The sequence below is a fragment of the Streptomyces sp. NPDC020731 genome, from assembly GCF_044334705.1.
GTDB lineage: Bacteria > Actinomycetota > Actinomycetes > Streptomycetales > Streptomycetaceae > Streptomyces.
This window is the reverse complement of record NZ_JBIRTN010000002.1, coordinates 406305-423218: the sequence shown is the minus strand read 5'-3', so window position 1 is coordinate 423218 and position 16914 is coordinate 406305. Positions and strand designations below refer to the sequence as shown.

Below are 16914 nucleotides of genomic sequence, written 5' to 3'. Positions count from 1 at the left end.
ACAACGGCTTCTCCCCGAAGGAGGCGCAGCATGCGCTTCAGACACAGAGCCGCCGCAGGGTTCACGACCCTGCTGCTCCCCTTCGCCGGCCTCGTCGGCCTCGCGAGCCCCGCCCAGGCCGCAACCTCGGCGACCGCCACCTACGCCAAGACCCAGGACTGGGGCTCCGGCTTCGAGGGCAAGTGGACGGTGAAGAACACCGGCACCACGGCCCTCAGCTCCTGGGCCGTCGAATGGGACTTCCCCTCCGGCACCAAGGTCACTTCCGCCTGGGACGCCACCGTCACCAACTCGGGTGACCACTGGACCGCCAAGAACCTCGGCTGGAACGGCACCCTCGCCCCCGGGGCGTCGGTCTCCTTCGGCTTCAACGGCAGCGGCTCCGGCGCCCCTGCCGGCTGCAAGCTCAACGGCGGCAGCTGCGACGGCACCTCCGTCCCCGGTGACAAGGCCCCGTCCGCGCCCGGCACCCCCACCGCCTCCAACGTCACCGACACCTCGGTGAAGCTGTCCTGGTCGGCGGCGACCGACGACAAGGGCGTCAAGAACTACGACGTCCTGCGCGACGGCGCCAAGGTCGCCACCGTGACCGGCACCTCGTACACGGACACCGGTCTCAGCAAGGGCACCGACTACTCGTACACCGTGCAGGCCCGTGACACCGGCGACCAGACCGGCCCGGCCAGCGGCGCGGTGAAGGTCCGCACCACCGGCAACACCGAGGAGCCGCCGCCCACCGGCGACAAGGTCAAGCTCGGCTACTTCACCGAGTGGGGTGTCTACGGCCGCAACTACCACGTCAAGAACCTGGTGACGTCCGGCACGGCCGCCAAGATCACCCACATCAACTACGCGTTCGGCAACGTCAAGAACGGGCAGTGCACCGTCGACGACACCTACGCCGCCTACGACAAGGCCTACACCGCCGACCAGTCCGTCAGCGGCACCGCCGACACCTGGGACCAGCCGCTGCGCGGCAACTTCAATCAGCTGCGCCAGCTGAAGGCGAAGTACCCGCACATCAAGGTGCTGTACTCGTTCGGCGGCTGGACCTACTCCGGCGGCTTCGGCCAGGCCGCGGCCAACCCCGCCGCGTTCGCCAAGTCCTGCAAGCAGGTCGTGGAGGACCCGCGCTGGGCCGATGTCTTCGACGGCATCGACATCGACTGGGAGTACCCGAACGCCTGCGGTCTGACCTGTGACACCAGCGGCCCGGCGGCCTTCAAGAACCTCTCCCAGGCCCTGCGCACCGAGTTCGGCAAGGACTACCTGGTCACCGCCGCCATCACCGCCGACGGCTCGAACGGCGGCAAGATCGACGCGGCCGACTACGGCGGCGCCTCGCAGTACCTCGACTGGTACAACGTGATGACGTACGACTACTTCGGCGCCTTCAACGCACAGGGTCCGACGGCCCCGCACTCGCCGCTCACCTCGTACTCCGGCATCCCGCAGGCCGGCTTCAACTCCGCCGACGCGATCGCCAAGCTGAAGGCCAAGGGCGTCCCGTCCGCCAAGCTGCTGCTCGGCATCGGCTTCTACGGCCGCGGCTGGACCGGCGTCACCCAGTCCGCCCCCGGCGGCTCGGCGACCGGCGCGGCCCCCGGCACCTACGAGGCGGGCATCGAGGACTACAAGATCCTCAAGAACAGCTGCCCGGCCACCGGCACCATCGCCGGCACGGCGTACGCCCACTGCGGCAACAACTGGTGGTCCTACGACACCCCGGCCACCATCAACACGAAGATGGCCTGGGCCAAGAACCAGGGCCTGGGCGGTGCCTTCTTCTGGGAGTTCAGCGGCGACACCGCGAACGGTGAGCTGGCGACGGCCATCGACAGCGGCCTGAAGTAACTCTCAAGCAGTACTGGGCGACATTCACCCTTCTCCGGACATCGTCCGGGGGAGGGTGAACGCGGCTACGCGACGTTCACCCTCCCCCAGCAGCTCCGCTGCCGGGGGCACCCCCACCCAGCGGGACCCTGAACGTCGCTCTACGCGACGTTCACCCGCTGTCCGGGCGGGGCTGCCTCGAGCCACGCGAGGAAACCGGTCAGCGCGTCTTCGCTCATGGCGAGCTCCAGACGCGTGCCCCGGTGCAGACAGGCGAGGATCACCGAGTCCGACAGCAGCGCCAGCTCCTCCTCGCCCTCGGGGAGGCGGCGCCCCGCCACCTCGATCGAGGAACGCTCCAGAACGCGACGCGGGCGGGGAGCGTACGAGAACACCCGGAACCACTCGACCCGGTCACCGTTGTAACGTGCCACCCCGTACGCCCAGCCCTTGCCGCCGGAGTCGCCCGACTCGGGCGCGTCCCAGCGCAGGCTGCAGTCGAACGTTCCGCCGGAACGCTGGATGAGGCGGCGGCGCAGGCCGAAGACGAAGAGCCCCACCAGTAGGAGGGCCACCACGATTCCGCACACAGTCAGAGCGAGGACCATCGACACCGACCTCCTCGTCTCCTAGGTAACGGAACGGAAAAATCATCCAGATCTGCCTCAGCCGCGACCGGCTCCGGATCGCTCCGGTGCCGGCCGCGGCTGAGTGACGTCATCCCACCGCGCCGGTATCAGCGCCCTGCCGACGCCGCCCGCAGACGGACGTCCGCGCGGCGCTCGGCCTCCGCGTCGTCCTCCGCCTTCGCGCGGGCGAGCTCCCGCTCCGCGCTCTGGACGTCGATCTCGTCCGACAGCTCGGCGGTCTCGGCCAGCAGCGACAGCTTGTCGTCCGCGAACGAGATGAAACCGCCGTGCACGGCGGCGACGACCGTCCCGCCCTCACGCGTACGAATGGTCACCGGGCCCGACTCCAGCACACCGAGCAGCGGCTGGTGACCGGGCATGACGCCGATGTCGCCGGACGTGGTGCGCGCGACGACCAGGGTGGCCTCGCCGGACCAGACCTCTCGGTCGGCCGCGACCAGCGCGACGTGCAGCTCAGCAGCCAAGGTGGCTCCTCGGGTCACCACCCGGCGGTTGTGCCGGGTGTTGGTTACAAGTCTAAGGGGCGTGGATGAGGGGGCGGGACGTGCCCGCCCCCTCCGGTGTGAACCTCAGGGGTTCACGGTGAGCCTGATGCTCAGGAGACGCCCAGCTCCTTGGCGTTGTTCTTCAGGTCCTCGATGCCACCGCACATGAAGAACGCCTGCTCCGGGAAGTGGTCGTACTCACCGTCGCAGATCGAGTTGAACGCGGCGATCGACTCGTCCAGCGGCACGTCCGAACCGTCCACACCGGTGAACTGCTTGGCGACGTGGGTGTTCTGGGACAGGAAGCGCTCCACGCGACGGGCACGGTGGACGACGAGCTTGTCCTCCTCGCCGAGCTCGTCGATACCGAGGATCGCGATGATGTCCTGCAGGTCCTTGTACTTCTGCAGGATGTTCTTCACGCGCATCGCGGCGTTGTAGTGGTCCGCCGCGATGTACCGCGGGTCGAGGATGCGGGACGTCGAGTCCAGCGGGTCCACGGCCGGGTAGATGCCCTTCTCCGAGATCGGACGGGAGAGCACCGTCGTCGCGTCGAGGTGGGCGAAGGTGGTGGCCGGGGCCGGGTCGGTCAGGTCGTCCGCGGGGACGTAGATCGCCTGCATCGAGGTGATCGAGTGACCACGGGTCGAGGTGATGCGCTCCTGGAGGAGACCCATCTCGTCGGCCAGGTTCGGCTGGTAGCCCACCGCGGAGGGCATACGGCCGAGCAGGGTCGACACCTCGGAACCGGCCTGGGTGAAGCGGAAGATGTTGTCGATGAAGAACAGCACGTCCTGCTTCTGCACATCGCGGAAGTACTCCGCCATGGTCAGACCGGCGAGGGCCACGCGCAGACGGGTGCCCGGGGGCTCGTCCATCTGGCCGAAGACCAGGGCGGTCTTGTCGATGACGCCCGACTCGCTCATCTCGTCGATGAGGTCGTTGCCCTCACGGGTGCGCTCACCGACACCGGCGAACACCGACACACCGTCGTGGTTGTTGGCGACGCGGTAGATCATCTCCTGGATGAGCACCGTCTTGCCGACGCCGGCACCACCGAACAGACCGATCTTTCCACCCTTGACGTACGGGGTGAGAAGGTCGATGACCTTGACGCCGGTCTCGAACATCTCGGTCTTCGACTCGAGCTCGTCGAAGTTGGGCGCCTTGCGGTGGATCGGCCAGCGCTCACCCGTGTACTGCTCGTCGCTGTTCAGCACCTCACCGAGGGTGTTGAACACCTTGCCCGTGGTGAAGTCGCCGACCGGCACCGAGATGGAGGAGCCCGTGTCGGTCACCGGGGCCTGGCGGACCAGACCGTCGGTGGGCTGCATGGAGATGGTGCGGACCAGGCCGTCACCCAGGTGCTGGGCGACCTCGAGGGTCAGCGTCTTGAGCTCACCCTCCTTCGCCGGGTCGGCGACCTCGACGTGCAGGGCGTTGTAGATCTCCGGCATCGCGTCGACGGGGAACTCCACGTCGACGACCGGACCGATGACCCGGGCGACGCGGCCCGTGGCCGTCGCGGTCTCAACAGTGGTGGTCATTAGTTGTCACTCCCCGCGTTCGCGTCGGCCAGGGCACTGGCGCCACCGACGATCTCGCTGATTTCCTGGGTGATTTCGGCCTGGCGGGCCGCGTTGGCAAGACGGGAGAGCGTGTTGATCAGCTCGCCCGCGTTGTCGGTGGCCGACTTCATCGCACGCCGCGTGGCGGCGTGCTTCGAAGCGGCCGACTGGAGCAGCGCGTTGTAGATCCGGCTCTCGACGTACCGCGGCAGCAGCGCGTCGAGGACGTCCTCCGCCGAGGGCTCGAAGTCGTACAGCGGAAGGATCTCGTCCTTCGTCGCCGTCTCCTTCGCGACCTCTTCGAGGCGCAGCGGAAGCAGCCGGAAATCGACCGCCGTCTGCGTCATCATCGACACGAACTCGGTGTAGACGATGTGGAGTTCGTCCACGCCGCCGTCCGCCGTCTCCGTCTCGATGGCCTCGATCAGCGGAACCGCGACCTTCTTGGCATCCGCGTACGAGGGCTCGTCGGTGAAGCCCGTGAACGACTCCGCGACCTTGCGCTCGCGGAAGTTGTAGTGGGCCAGACCGCGCCGGCCGACGATGTACGTCTCGACCTGCTTGCCCTCGCGCTCCAGGCGCTCGGTCAGCTGCTCCGCCGCCTTGATGGCGTTGGAGTTGAAGGCGCCGGCCAGACCGCGGTCGCTCGTGAGGAGCAGGACCGCGGCACGGGTCGGGTTCTCCGCCTCCGTGGTCAGCGGGTGCTTGGTGTTCGACCCGGTTCCGACCGCCGTGACCGCGCGGGTCAGTTCCCGCGCGTACGGCGTGGAGGCCGCCACCTTGCGCTGCGCCTTGACGACGCGCGAGGCGGCGATCATCTCCATCGCCTTGGTGATCTTCTTGGTCGCGGTGACGGATCGGATGCGACGCTTGTAGACCCGGAGCTGGGCTCCCATGAGTCAGGTCCCTTCCTTACGTCACTTGGCGGCGGACGGGGCGTCCTCGCCGAGCAGCTTGCCGTCGCTGGTCTCGAACTGCTTCTTGAACTCCGCCACGGCGTCGGCGATCGCCTGGATCGTGTCGTCGGACATCTTGGCGCCCTCGCGGATGGAGGTCATGAGGCCCTGCTCCTTGCGGTGCAGGTGCTCCAGCAGCTCCTTCTCGAAGCGGCGGATGTCCGCGACCGGCACATCGTCCATCCGGCCGGTGGTCCCGGCCCAGACGGAGACGACCTGGTCCTCGGTGGCCATCGGCTCGTACTGGTTCTGCTTCAGCAGCTCGACCATGCGCTGACCGCGCTCCAGCTGCGCCTTCGACGCGGCGTCCAGGTCGGAACCGAAGGCGGCGAACGCCTCCAGCTCACGGAACTGGGCGAGGTCCACGCGCAGACGGCCGGAGACCTGGCGCATCGCCTTGTGCTGCGCGGAACCGCCGACTCGGGAGACGGAGATACCGACGTTCAGCGCGGGGCGCTGACCGGCGTTGAACAGGTCCGACTCCAGGAAGCACTGGCCGTCGGTGATGGAGATGACGTTGGTCGGGATGAACGCCGACACGTCGTTGGCCTTGGTCTCGACGATCGGCAGACCGGTCATCGAGCCGGCGCCCTCGGCGTCGGAGAGCTTCGCGCAGCGCTCCAGCAGACGGGAGTGCAGGTAGAAGACGTCACCGGGGTAGGCCTCGCGGCCCGGCGGGCGGCGCAGCAGCAGCGACACGGCGCGGTAGGCGTCGGCCTGCTTCGACAGGTCGTCGAAGATGATCAGGACGTGCTTGCCCTCGTACATCCACTGCTGGCCGATGGCCGAGCCGGTGTACGGCGCCAGGTACTTGAAGCCGGCCGGGTCGGACGCCGGGGCGGCCACGATGGTCGTGTACTCCAGCGCGCCGTTCTCCTCCAGCGCGCCGCGCACGGACGCGATGGTGGAGCCCTTCTGGCCGATGGCGACGTAGATGCAGCGGACCTGCTTCTTCGGGTCGCCGGAACGCCAGTTGTCACGCTGGTTGATGATCGTGTCGACGGCCAGGGCGGTCTTGCCGGTCTGGCGGTCGCCGATGATCAGCTGACGCTGGCCACGGCCGATCGGGGTCATGGCGTCGACGGCCTTGTAGCCCGTCTCCATCGGCTCGTGCACCGACTTGCGCTGCATGACCGTGGGGGCCTGCAGTTCGAGGGCGCGGCGGCCCTCGGTCTCGATCTCGCCGAGGCCGTCGATCGGGTTGCCGAGCGGGTCGACCACACGGCCGAGGTAGCCCTCGCCCACGGCGACGGACAGGACCTCGCCGGTGCGGGTGACCGGCTGGCCCTCCTCGATGCCGCTGAACTCACCGAGGACGACGGCACCGATCTCGCGCTCCTCGAGGTTGAGGGCGAGGCCGAGGGTGCCGTCCTCGAACTTCAGCAGCTCGTTGGCCATGGCCGAGGGAAGACCCTCGACCTTCGCGATGCCGTCGCCGGCAACGGTGACCGTACCGACTTCCTCGCGCGAGGCCGCGTCCGGCTTGTACGACTGGACGAAGTTCTCCAGCGCGTCCCGGATCTCCTCCGGCCGGATCGTGAGCTCCGCCATCTGAGTTCCCTGCTCTCCTTGTTGGGCCCGAAGTTTCACTTGGGGGGTATGGGGACTCCCCCCGATACGAGGTGAATCCTCTGCACGGCCCAACCAGGGCCGTAAGTACGTACTGCTATGAAGAAATGTGCTGCTCAGCCGGCCAGCCGACGGCTCGCGTCCTCGAGCCGGTCCGCCAGGGAGCCGTTGATGACCTCGTCACCGACCTGCACCCGGATCCCGCCGAGGACCCCGGGGTCGACGTCGAGGTTGAGGTGCATCCGGCGGCCGTAGAGCTTCGCGAGGGCGTTGCCCAGGCGCTGCTTCTGCTGGTCGCTCAGCGGCACCGCGGAGGTGACGACGGCGACCATGCGGTCACGGCGTTCGGCGGCGAGCCGGGACAGGGACTCCAGTCCCGACTCCAGGCTACGTCCCCGCGGCGCGGTCACAAGACGCGTGACCAGACGCTCGGTGGCCGCGTTCGCCCGACCGCCGAGCAGGCTGCGCAGCAGCTCGCCCTTGGCGGAGGCGGTGGCGCTCCGGTTGGTCAGCGCGGCGCGCAGCTCGGTGTTGGAGGAGACGATCCGGCCGAACCGGAACAGCTCGTCCTCGACGTCGTCGAGCGCGCCGGCCTTCTGAGCGGCGGTGAGGTCGGCCACGTCGGCCAGCTCCTCCAGCGCGTCCACCAGGTCGCGGGACTGCGACCAGCGGGAACGCACCATGCCGGACACCAGGTCCGCGGTCGGGCCACCGACCTGCGAGCCGAGCAGGCGCCGGGCCAGGTCGGCCTTGGCCTCACCGGCCTGCGCCGGGTCGGTGAGGACCCGACGCAGCGACACCTCGCGGTGGAGCAGCGCGGTGACGGCGGCCAGCTCGTCGGCGAGCGAGCCGGCGTCCACGGACGTGGAGTCCGTCAGCGCGTCGAGACGCTCACGTGCGGCTGCCAGGGCCTCGCGGCTCGCTCCGTTCATCGCGCGGCCTCGGCCTTCTGGTCGAGCTCGTCGAGGAAGCGGTCGATCACACGGCTCTGCCGGGCGTGGTCCTCGAGGGACTCGCCGACGAGCTTGCCGGCCAGGGTGGTGGCGAGCGTGCCGACGTCCTGGCGCAGCGCGGACGCGGCGGCCTTGCGGTCGGCCTCGATCTGCGCGTGACCGGCGGCGATGATCTCCTCGCGCTGACGCTGGCCCTCGGCCCGCATCTCGGCGATGAGCGTCGCGCCCTGCTCCTGCGCCTCCTGGCGCAGACGCGCGGCCTCGTGCCGGGCTTCGGCGAGCTGAGCCTTGTACTGCTCAAGCACGCTCTGGGCCTCGGTCTGCGCGGCCTCGGCCTTCTCGATACCGCCCTCGATGGCCTCGCGACGCTCTTCCAGGACCTTGTTGATGGTCGGGAGGAGCTTCTTGGCGAGGAAACCGAAGACGATGACGAAAGCGATGAGGCCGATGACAACTTCCGGCCACGGCGGAACGAGGGGATTCTCCTTCTCACCCTCGGCCGCCAGGAAAACCAGGGCGGATGTCACATCAGTGCCTTTCGTCGAAAGGGTCGGTCGTCAGGGCTCGTCCTAGTAGACGAACGGCATGACGAGACCGATCAGGGCGAGCGCCTCACAGAAGGCGAAGCCCAGGATCTGGTTGGCGCGGATCAGGCCGGCGGCCTCGGGCTGACGGGCGAGAGCCTGGGTGCCGTTACCGAAGATGATGCCGATACCGACGCCCGGGCCGATGGCCGCGAGACCGTAACCGATGGAGCCGATGTGGCCTTCGACAGCAGCGAGGGTCTGGGACATGCCAGTTCTTCCTTCTCTTTACGGACCGGTGGGGGTTGGCCACCGGACGATTGCGGGAGCGGGTCGGGTGCTCAGTGGTGTTCGGCGAGCGCACCCTGGATGTAGCTGCAGGTCAGAAGCACGAACACGTACGCCTGGACAGCCTGGATGAAGAGCTCGAAGGTGGTCATGATGATGACCATCACGAACGAGACACCGGAGTAGGCGATGCCGATGCCGTTCAGCATGTACCAGCTGGCGATCGTGAAGAGCAGCAGCAGCGTGTGGCCGGCGAACATGTTCGCGAAGAGCCGGACGGCGTGCGTGAACGGGCGGACCAGCAGGTTCGAGAAGAACTCGATGGTCATCGACAGCGGCAGCACCGCACCGAGCGACTTGTCGTAGCCCGTCACGTTCTTGAAGAAGCCGACGAAGCCGTGCCGCTTGAAGGTGAGCGAGACCCAGGTGATGTAGACGATCAGGGCCAGCACCAGCGGGTAGGCGATGATCGACGTCACCGGGAAGGCGGCGACCGGGACGATCGACCAGAGGTTCATCATCCAGATGAAGAAGAACAGGGAGACGGCGAGCGGGACGTACTTCTCGCCCTCCTTCTTGCCGATCGTCTCGTAGACGATGCCGCGGCGGACGAAGTCGTAGCCGGCCTCCGCGACCATCTGGAGCTTGCCCGGGACGAGCTTGGGCCGGGCGAACGCCGCCCAGAAGAAGCCCACGATGATGACGGAACCGAGCAGCGCGAGCAGCATCGGCTTGTTGAAGTACAGGCCGTTGCCGTCTGCGTCGCCCCAGAGCGGCTCGAAGAGGAACGAGTGCAGGCCCGGAGCCGGGAAGCCACAACCGTCGAACAGGTGGCAGTCGGTCTCGAAGGCGAGCACCTGCGTCGGGTCAGCACTCACCGCGGGCTCCTTCATCGTGGCGCATAGGTACGGCAACCTCGTTGTGTCGGCGCGGCACACGGCCGCAGTTCGGCACGGGACTGGTGTTACGGATGTGAGGGCGGCTGGGGGGCATCTCGCCTCGCGATTGAGCAGGCGTCAGCTCGGATGCCCGCGCCCGCGATGCCGCAGTTGGCACCGGACGATAGCAGGAGTTCCGAGGCCTCTTTATCCCGGGCCTACCCCTCACGACGAGTGCCCCGAGTTTCCGGGCTTTCCGCCCGTCGTCGATTCGGGTTCGACGTAGAGGATCTTGGATTTCATGTGCGCGCGCGTCTGTGCGGCGATCCACACGAGCGTGGTGCCGACAAGCGTGAGAGCGAAAGCCTTGGGGTGGAACAGTGTGGTGTCCCGGAACACGGCGACGAAGATGAACAGCAACAGGATCTGCGCCGAGTACAGCATCAGCCCCATGGCCTGGAACAGGTGCGGGAGCGTTTTGGCGGTGCGCTGCAGTACGTAGAGGCCGATCCCCATGAAGAGAACCACCAGCACGGTCGCGACGAGCGCCCCGATCGCACCCTTGCCACCGGCGACCACTGCGCTGACGACGGCGGCGACACCGCCGGCGGCAGCCGTGGGCACGGCGGCCTGGGCCAGGATCCGGACGTCATTGGACGGCATGGCGGCAACTCCGCTTTTCACAGGGGGGCAGGGTGTCGTCATGGACGAGCGTAAACCCCTGGGTCGAGTGTGAATTCCTCGCACCGGTGAACCGTCGCACTGCGGTCCTTCGGCTCTATCCGGGGTTCTCGTGAACGGTATCACAAACTATTTGATGCAGTCTTTACCTGCTTGGTGTGCTCACCGTCACACATGAGAGTGAACCTGCGCGTCTGAGCGAGAATCCGGCCTCTTTGTCTGGTATTAGGGCGATTCATACACCCAACGGGGACCCATCGGAACCCAACGACTTGGCAATGCTCTAGTCGGATTCTTACCTTGACCGTGATCGGTCGGCCAGGCGTGCGCGGGAGCCGACGGCGGTCGCGCCGTTGACACCGGAGACGCCCGCGGCGACCGGGGTGCGGTGTTCGTCGGTGGGCTCGGGGTCCGCCGGGGTCGACGCGTCCGGGGCCGCGTCCGGGGCCGCCCGGCGACGGCGGTAGCGCGGAGGCACGAAGGCCTCCGCCCAACGCGGGGCGCGCGGCGTGAAGCGGGGCAGCAGAAGCAGCAACAGGCCGATCGTGGAGAGGATGACGACGCTCAGCACGATCCACATCGACGCCGAGTTCACGGAGTAGGTCAGCGCGCCAAAGGCGATCAGCGCCGACCAGAAGTACATGATCATCACCGCCCGGCTGTGCGAGTGGCCGATCTCCAGCAGCCGGTGATGCAGATGACCCCGGTCCGCCGCGAACGGCGACTGGCCGCGCCAGGTGCGCCGTACGATCGCCAGGATCAGGTCGGCGGCCGGCACCGCGATGATGGTCAGCGGCAGCAGCAGCGGGATGTAGACCGGCACCGTCTGGTGCACGGCCGCCTTCTCCGAACCGGCGAACAGCTTCAGCGCGTCCGGGTCGACCTGCCCGGTGACGGAGATCGCGCCGGCGGCGAGAACGAGCCCGATGAGCATCGAGCCGGAGTCGCCCATGAAGATCCGCGCCGGGTGCATGTTGTGCGGCAGGAAGCCCAGGCACATGCCCATCAGGATCGCCGAGAACAGCGTCGCCGGGGCGGCCGCCTCGATGCCGTACGAGTACCAGATGCGGTAGGCGTACAGGAAGAACGCCGCCGCCGCGATGCACACCATGCCGGCCGCGAGACCGTCCAGGCCGTCCACGAAGTTGACCGCGTTGATGGTGATGACGACCAGCGCCACCGTGAGCAGCGTGCCCTGCCACTGGGTGAGCGCCACCGAGCCGACGCCCGGGATCGGCAGCCACAGGATCGTCAGACCCTGCATGACCATCACACCCGCGGCGATCATCTGGCCGCCCAGCTTGATCAGCGCGTCGATCTCGAACTTGTCGTCCAGCACACCGATCAGCCAGATCAGCGCCGCCCCGGAGAGCAGCGCCCGCGGCTCGTTGGACTTCTCGAAGAGCTGGTTGAGGTTGGTGAGGTGGTCGGCGGTCAGCAGGCCCGCGCACAGCCCGAAGAACATGGCGATACCGCCGAGCCGCGGAGTGGGTTCCCGGTGCACGTCACGTGCCCGGATCTCCGGCATCGCCCCGGCCACGATCGCGAATTTCCGTACCGGCCCTGTCAGCAGATACGTCACCGCGGCCGTGATGCAGAGCGTCAGCAGGTATTCACGCACGGGCTTCCCCACAGGTCTCGCTGGCCATCACAGCCCCACACCCTAGCGAGGCGCGCATACGAGTGGGGACTTCCGGATAGTGCCGATGGTTGCACGCGTGACGGTGCGTCCGTGGCGCCCGCCCCGGAACCGGCCCGCTCAGTGGGGGTACGGCGGGAACGCCGCGGCCAGTTCCCGTACGTCCTCCCGGGCCCTCGCGGGCTCGGTGCCGCCCCGCAGGACGCTCGCCAGCAGCCCCGCGACGAACGTCATCTCCCTCGCCCCCATGCCCTGCGTGGTCACCGCCGCCGTGCCCATGCGCAGCCCGCGGTCGTCGTGCGGAAGCGCACAGCAGTCCAGGACGATCCCGGCCGCCGCGAGCCGGCCGCGCGCGGTGCGTCCGTCGACGCCGAGCGGCGCCGGGTCGGCGGTGATCAGGTGGGTGTCCGTGCCGCCGGTGGTGACGACCAGCCCCTCGGCGGCCAGCGCGGCGGCCAGCGCCCGCGCGTTGGCGACCACCTGGTGCGCGTACGCGGCGAACGCCGGTGTCGCCGCCTCCCCGAACGCGACGGCCTTGGCCGCGACGGTGTTCATCTGGGCGCCGCCCTGGGTGAAGGGGAAGACGGCACGGTCGACGCGCTCGGCCAGCTCGCCGCCGCACAGGATCATCCCGCCGCGCGGACCCCGCAGCACCTTGTGCGTCGTCGCGCACACGATGTCCGCGTACGGCACCGGACTGGGCGCCACTCCCCCGGCGACCAGGCCGATGGGGTGCGCGGCGTCCGCGATGAGATAGGCGCCGACCTCGTCGGCGACCTCGCGGAAGAAGGCGTGGTCGAGGTGGCGCGGGTAGGCGATGGAGCCGCAGACGATCGCCTTGGGGCGGTGCGTACGGGCCAGCGCGCGGACCTGGTCGTGGTCGATGAGCCCGCTCTCCGCGTCCACGCCGTAGCCGACGAAGTCGAACCAGCGGCCGGAGAAGTTGGCGGGCGAGCCGTGGGTGAGATGGCCGCCGTACGGCAGGCCGAGGGCGAGGACGGTGTCGCCGGGGCGCAGCAGGGCGGCGTACGCGGCGAGCACGGCGGACGAGCCGGAATGCGCCTGCACGTTGGCGTGTTCGGCACCGAACAGCGCCGTGGCCCGCTGCACGGCGAGGCGCTCGGCGACGTCGACGGCCTCGCAGCCGCCGTGGTACCGGTTGCCGGGATATCCCTCGGCGTACTTGTTGGCCAGCGGTGAGCCGAGCGCGGCCAGCACGGCCGGCGACATGAAGTTCTCGGCGGCGATCAGCTGCAGCGTGCTCGACTGCCGCTCACGCTCCGCGAGCAGCACATCGGCAAGCTCAGGATCCTGCCGCCGCACGACATCGACCTCAAGGGCATGCCCGACCGTCATAACGCCCAATGTAGGCCGCACACCCCGAAAACGCCCCCGCTGCCACACCTCGCCGTGGGCAGTCGTTCCGCAGGGCGGTGGGGGAGGGTGGGCACGGCGGAACAACGCCGGAGGCCCTGTGAACCCACCCCGGCAGCCGGACGCCTATGCCCGAGCAGGAACCCCGGTCAACGCCGTCACCACAGGATCCAGCGCCTCGAATATCTCGTCCCCGATGGACCGGAAGAACGTCAGCGGCGCCCCGTACGGGTCGTACACCTCGTCCGCCTCGGCCGTCGGCGCCAACAGCCACCCGCGTAGAGCCGCGGCAGCCCGCACCAACGCACGCGCCCGCATCACCAGCCCCTCGTCCAGAGGCGGCAGGGTCGCCGGATCGATGGCGTCGACCAGCCGCGTGAACTCCTTCAGCGTGAACGTCCGCAGCCCCGCCGAATGCCCCATGGAAATGACCTGCGCCCGGTGGTCCCGCGTGGCCGTCAGCACCAGATCCGCCCGGATCACATGCTCGTCCAGCAGCTCACGCCCCACGAACCCCGACGCATCCGCCCCGAACTCCGCCAGCACGGTCTCCGCATGGGCCTCCATGGACGCGCCCTCGTGTCCCCAGGTCCCCGCGCTCTCCACGATCAGCCCGCCACCCAGGATCCCCAGCCGCTGGCTCACGAAATGCCGGGTCAGCCGCTCGGTGATGGGCGAGCGGCACACGTTTCCGGTACTGACGTGGAGGATGCGGAAGGTGTCGCGCGGAAACCCGAAGGTCGTCGTGATCTCCGCACTGGATTCCCCGTTGCCTATGCCACGCCCCGACTCAGGGGCCGTCAATTCGCCACCTCGAGGTCGGGTACCACCTTGCGCAGTTCCTCCGGCGAGATCGCTCCCTCGCGCAGCAGCACGGGCACGGGCCGGGTGACGTCGACGATCGAGGAGGGCACGTTGCCGGGCGTCGGACCGCCGTCCAGGTACACGGAGACGGAGTCACCGAGCATCTCCTGCGCGGCGTCACAGTTCTCCGGCGCCGGGTGACCGGTGAGGTTGGCGGACGAGACGGCCATGGGCCCGACCTCGGTGAGCAGCTCGATGGCGACCGGGTGCAGCGGCATCCGTACGGCGACCGTGCCCCGGGTGTCCCCGAGGTCCCACTGGAGCGACGGCTGGTGCCTGGCGACCAGCGTCAGCGCGCCCGGCCAGAAGGCGTCGACCAGTTCCCAGGCCATCTCGGAGAAGTCCGTGACCAGGCCGTGCAGGGTGTTCGGGGAGCCGATGAGGACGGGCGTGGGCATGTTGCGGCCCCGGCCCTTGGCATCCAGCAGATCGGCGACGGCCTCCGAGGTGAACGCGTCGGCGCCGATCCCGTACACGGTGTCCGTCGGCAGCACCACGAGCTCGCCCCGGCGGACGGCGGAGGCGGCCTCACGCAGACCGGTCGTGCGGTCGGTCGCGTCGTTGGTGTCGTATCGCCGAGCCATCTAGCGGGCCTCCTCGTACGGGTGCTGCTGGGGGGATGAAGTATGCGGGACGCTCACGGCAGCGCCTTGCGGGCGGTGGCGAACCGGGGGCGGTTGTTCAGGTCGGGGTGGTCGGCCGCGTCGGTCCAGCCGCGGTTCTCGGCGAAGATCCACGGCACCTGCCCGCCCTGGGTGTCGGCGTGCTCGACGACGACCACCCCGCCGGGCCGCAGCAGCCGGTGCGCGGTGCGTTCCAGGCCGCGGATCAGGTCGAGTCCGTCCTCACCGGAGAACAGGGCCAGGTCGGGGTCGTAGTCGCGGGCCTCCGGTGCGACGTACTCCCACTCGGTGAGCGGGATGTACGGCGGATTGGAGACGACCAGGTCGACCTGGCCGTCGAGGTCCGGGAAGGCCGCCAGGGCGTCTCCCTGGCGCAGCTCGACCCTGGACCCCTCCATGTTCTTGCGGGTCCACGTCAGGGCGTCCTCGGACAGCTCCACGGCGTACACGCGCGAGCGCGGGACCTCCTGGGCCAGTGCCAGCGCGATGGCGCCGGAGCCGGTGCAAAGATCGACGATGCAGGGCTCGACGACGTCCATCGCGCGGACGGCGTCTATCGCCCAGCCGACCACCGACTCGGTCTCGGGGCGCGGCACGAACACCCCGGGACCGACCTGGAGCTCCAGGTAGCGGAAGTACGCCCGCCCGGTGATGTGCTGGAGCGGCTCGCGGGCCTCACGGCGGGCGATGACCTCCCAGTACCGGGCGTCGAAGTCGGAGTCCTTCACACCGTGCAGCTGTCCGCGCTTGACGCCGTGCACGAACGCGGCGAGTTCCTCCGCGTCGGTGCGCGGCGAGGGTACGCCGGCGTCGGCGAGCCGCTGGGTGGCCTGGGCCACCTCGGCGAGCAGCAGGTTCACGACGGTCCTCCGGGCTGTCTACGGGATTTACGCGGCGGCGAGCTTGGCGGCCGAGTCCGCGTCGACGCAGGCCTGGATCACCGCGGCGAGGTCGCCGTCCAGGACCTGGTCCAGGTTGTACGCCTTGAAGCCGACGCGGTGGTCCGAGATGCGGTTCTCCGGGAAGTTGTACGTACGGATCTTCTCGGAGCGGTCGACGGTACGGACCTGGCTGCGACGGGCGTCGGCGGCCTCCCGCTCCGCCTCCTCCTGCGCCGCCGCGAGGAGCCTGGAGCGCAGGATACGCAGTGCCTGCTCCTTGTTCTGCAGCTGGCTCTTCTCGTTCTGGCAGGAAGCGACGACTCCGGTCGGAAGGTGCGTGATGCGCACGGCGGAGTCGGTGGTGTTGACGGACTGGCCGCCCGGTCCGGAGGACCGGTAGACGTCGATGCGCAGGTCGTTCGGGTTGATCTCGACGTCGACCTCCTCCGCCTCGGGGGTCACCAGGACACCCGCCGCGGAGGTGTGGATACGGCCCTGCGACTCGGTGGCCGGCACCCGCTGCACGCGGTGCACGCCGCCCTCGTACTTCAGCCGCGCCCACACGCCCTGGCCGGGCTCGGTGGCGCCCTGGCCACCCTTGGTCTTCACGGCGACCTGGACGTCCTTGTAGCCGCCGAGCTCGGACTCGGTGGCGTCGATGATCTCGGTCTTCCAGCCGACGCGCTCGGCGTAGCGCAGGTACATGCGCAGCAGGTCGCCGGCGAACAGGGCGGACTCGTCGCCGCCCGCGCCCGCCTTGATCTCGAGGATGACGTCCTTGTCGTCGCTGGGGTCGCGCGGGACCAGCAGCAGGCGGAGCTTCTCGGTGAGCTCCTCGCGCTGCCGCTCCAGGTCCTTGACCTCGGCGACGAAGTCGGGGTCGTCGGCGGCCAGTTCGCGCGCGGCCCCGATGTCGTCGCCCGTCTGCTTCCAGGAGCGGTACGTGGCGATGATCGGGGTGAGCTCGGCGTAGCGCTTGTTCAGCTTGCGCGCGTTGGCCTGGTCGGCGTGGACCGACGGGTCGGCGAGCTTCTTCTCCAGGTCGGCGTGCTCGGCGACGAGTTCCTCGACTGCCTCGAACATCTTGGGCTCCTGCTGATACGTGGGTGAAGGGACGGGCGACCAAAAACGCCGGTCCCGGCCTGCCC

General features: G+C 68.9%; 17 protein-coding genes. 1 reads left to right on the top strand and 16 read right to left on the bottom strand.

Annotated features, from left to right (window positions below):
* Positions 1–30 precede the first annotated feature (30 nt).
* Positions 31–1854 (top strand): glycosyl hydrolase family 18 protein, encoded by a 1824-nt coding sequence (locus ACH4VX_RS04670; protein ID WP_398365866.1) that lies wholly within the window; start codon positions 31–33, stop codon positions 1852–1854.
* 140 nt (positions 1855–1994) lie between these two features.
* Here the strand turns inward: ACH4VX_RS04670 and ACH4VX_RS04665 are convergent, their stop codons facing one another.
* The 16 genes from ACH4VX_RS04665 to prfA form a co-directional block, all read right to left on the bottom strand.
* On the bottom strand, positions 1995–2441 hold the full coding sequence (locus tag ACH4VX_RS04665) for a DUF2550 domain-containing protein (RefSeq protein ID WP_398365865.1): 447 nt from the start codon (positions 2439–2441) through the stop codon (positions 1995–1997).
* 128 nt (positions 2442–2569) lie between these two features.
* A complete protein-coding gene (locus ACH4VX_RS04660; RefSeq protein ID WP_398365864.1) occupies positions 2570–2947 on the bottom strand; it encodes a F0F1 ATP synthase subunit epsilon in 378 nt (125 codons plus the stop codon).
* Positions 2948–3078: 131 nt separating this feature from the next.
* Entirely contained in the window at positions 3079–4515 is a 1437-nt protein-coding gene (gene atpD / locus ACH4VX_RS04655; RefSeq protein WP_398365863.1) for a F0F1 ATP synthase subunit beta, read from the bottom strand.
* Positions 4515–5432 (bottom strand): F0F1 ATP synthase subunit gamma, encoded by a 918-nt coding sequence (locus ACH4VX_RS04650; RefSeq protein WP_398365862.1) that lies wholly within the window; start codon positions 5430–5432, stop codon positions 4515–4517. Before ACH4VX_RS04650 ends, atpD begins: the two co-directional genes overlap by 1 nt.
* 21 nt (positions 5433–5453) lie before the next feature.
* Positions 5454–7043 (bottom strand): F0F1 ATP synthase subunit alpha, encoded by a 1590-nt coding sequence (atpA, locus tag ACH4VX_RS04645; protein WP_398365861.1) that lies wholly within the window; start codon positions 7041–7043, stop codon positions 5454–5456.
* Positions 7044–7177: 134 nt separating this feature from the next.
* The gene (locus ACH4VX_RS04640; RefSeq protein WP_398365860.1) at positions 7178–7993 is read right to left on the bottom strand and encodes a F0F1 ATP synthase subunit delta; all 816 of its coding nucleotides are present in this window, start codon (positions 7991–7993) and stop codon (positions 7178–7180) included.
* The gene (locus ACH4VX_RS04635; protein ID WP_398365859.1) at positions 7990–8541 is read right to left on the bottom strand and encodes a F0F1 ATP synthase subunit B; all 552 of its coding nucleotides are present in this window, start codon (positions 8539–8541) and stop codon (positions 7990–7992) included. The genes ACH4VX_RS04640 and ACH4VX_RS04635 overlap by 4 nt, the downstream gene beginning before the upstream one ends.
* A gap of 42 nt (positions 8542–8583) precedes the next feature.
* The gene (gene atpE, locus ACH4VX_RS04630) at positions 8584–8808 is read right to left on the bottom strand and encodes an ATP synthase F0 subunit C (RefSeq protein WP_085575073.1); all 225 of its coding nucleotides are present in this window, start codon (positions 8806–8808) and stop codon (positions 8584–8586) included.
* Positions 8809–8879: 71 nt separating this feature from the next.
* Complete coding sequence (gene atpB / locus ACH4VX_RS04625; protein ID WP_398365858.1) at positions 8880–9719, bottom strand: F0F1 ATP synthase subunit A; 840 nt, start codon at positions 9717–9719, stop codon at positions 8880–8882.
* A 210-nt stretch (positions 9720–9929) separates the two neighbouring features.
* On the bottom strand, positions 9930–10367 hold the full coding sequence (locus ACH4VX_RS04620; RefSeq protein ID WP_398365857.1) for a hypothetical protein: 438 nt from the start codon (positions 10365–10367) through the stop codon (positions 9930–9932).
* 313 nt (positions 10368–10680) lie between these two features.
* Positions 10681–12006 (bottom strand): MraY family glycosyltransferase, encoded by a 1326-nt coding sequence (locus ACH4VX_RS04615; protein WP_398365856.1) that lies wholly within the window; start codon positions 12004–12006, stop codon positions 10681–10683.
* Positions 12007–12144: 138 nt separating this feature from the next.
* On the bottom strand, positions 12145–13380 hold the full coding sequence (gene glyA / locus ACH4VX_RS04610; RefSeq protein WP_398365855.1) for a serine hydroxymethyltransferase: 1236 nt from the start codon (positions 13378–13380) through the stop codon (positions 12145–12147).
* Positions 13381–13524: 144 nt separating this feature from the next.
* Positions 13525–14202: a protein-tyrosine-phosphatase gene (locus tag ACH4VX_RS04605; RefSeq protein WP_398365854.1), complete on the bottom strand. Its 678-nt coding sequence runs from the start codon at positions 14200–14202 to the stop codon at positions 13525–13527.
* Positions 14199–14846: an L-threonylcarbamoyladenylate synthase gene (locus ACH4VX_RS04600; protein ID WP_398365853.1), complete on the bottom strand. Its 648-nt coding sequence runs from the start codon at positions 14844–14846 to the stop codon at positions 14199–14201. The genes ACH4VX_RS04605 and ACH4VX_RS04600 overlap by 4 nt, the downstream gene beginning before the upstream one ends.
* A gap of 53 nt (positions 14847–14899) precedes the next feature.
* On the bottom strand, positions 14900–15745 hold the full coding sequence (prmC, locus tag ACH4VX_RS04595; protein WP_398365852.1) for a peptide chain release factor N(5)-glutamine methyltransferase: 846 nt from the start codon (positions 15743–15745) through the stop codon (positions 14900–14902).
* 27 nt (positions 15746–15772) lie between these two features.
* A complete protein-coding gene (gene prfA / locus ACH4VX_RS04590) occupies positions 15773–16849 on the bottom strand; it encodes a peptide chain release factor 1 (protein ID WP_398365851.1) in 1077 nt (358 codons plus the stop codon).
* Positions 16850–16914 lie beyond the last annotated feature (65 nt).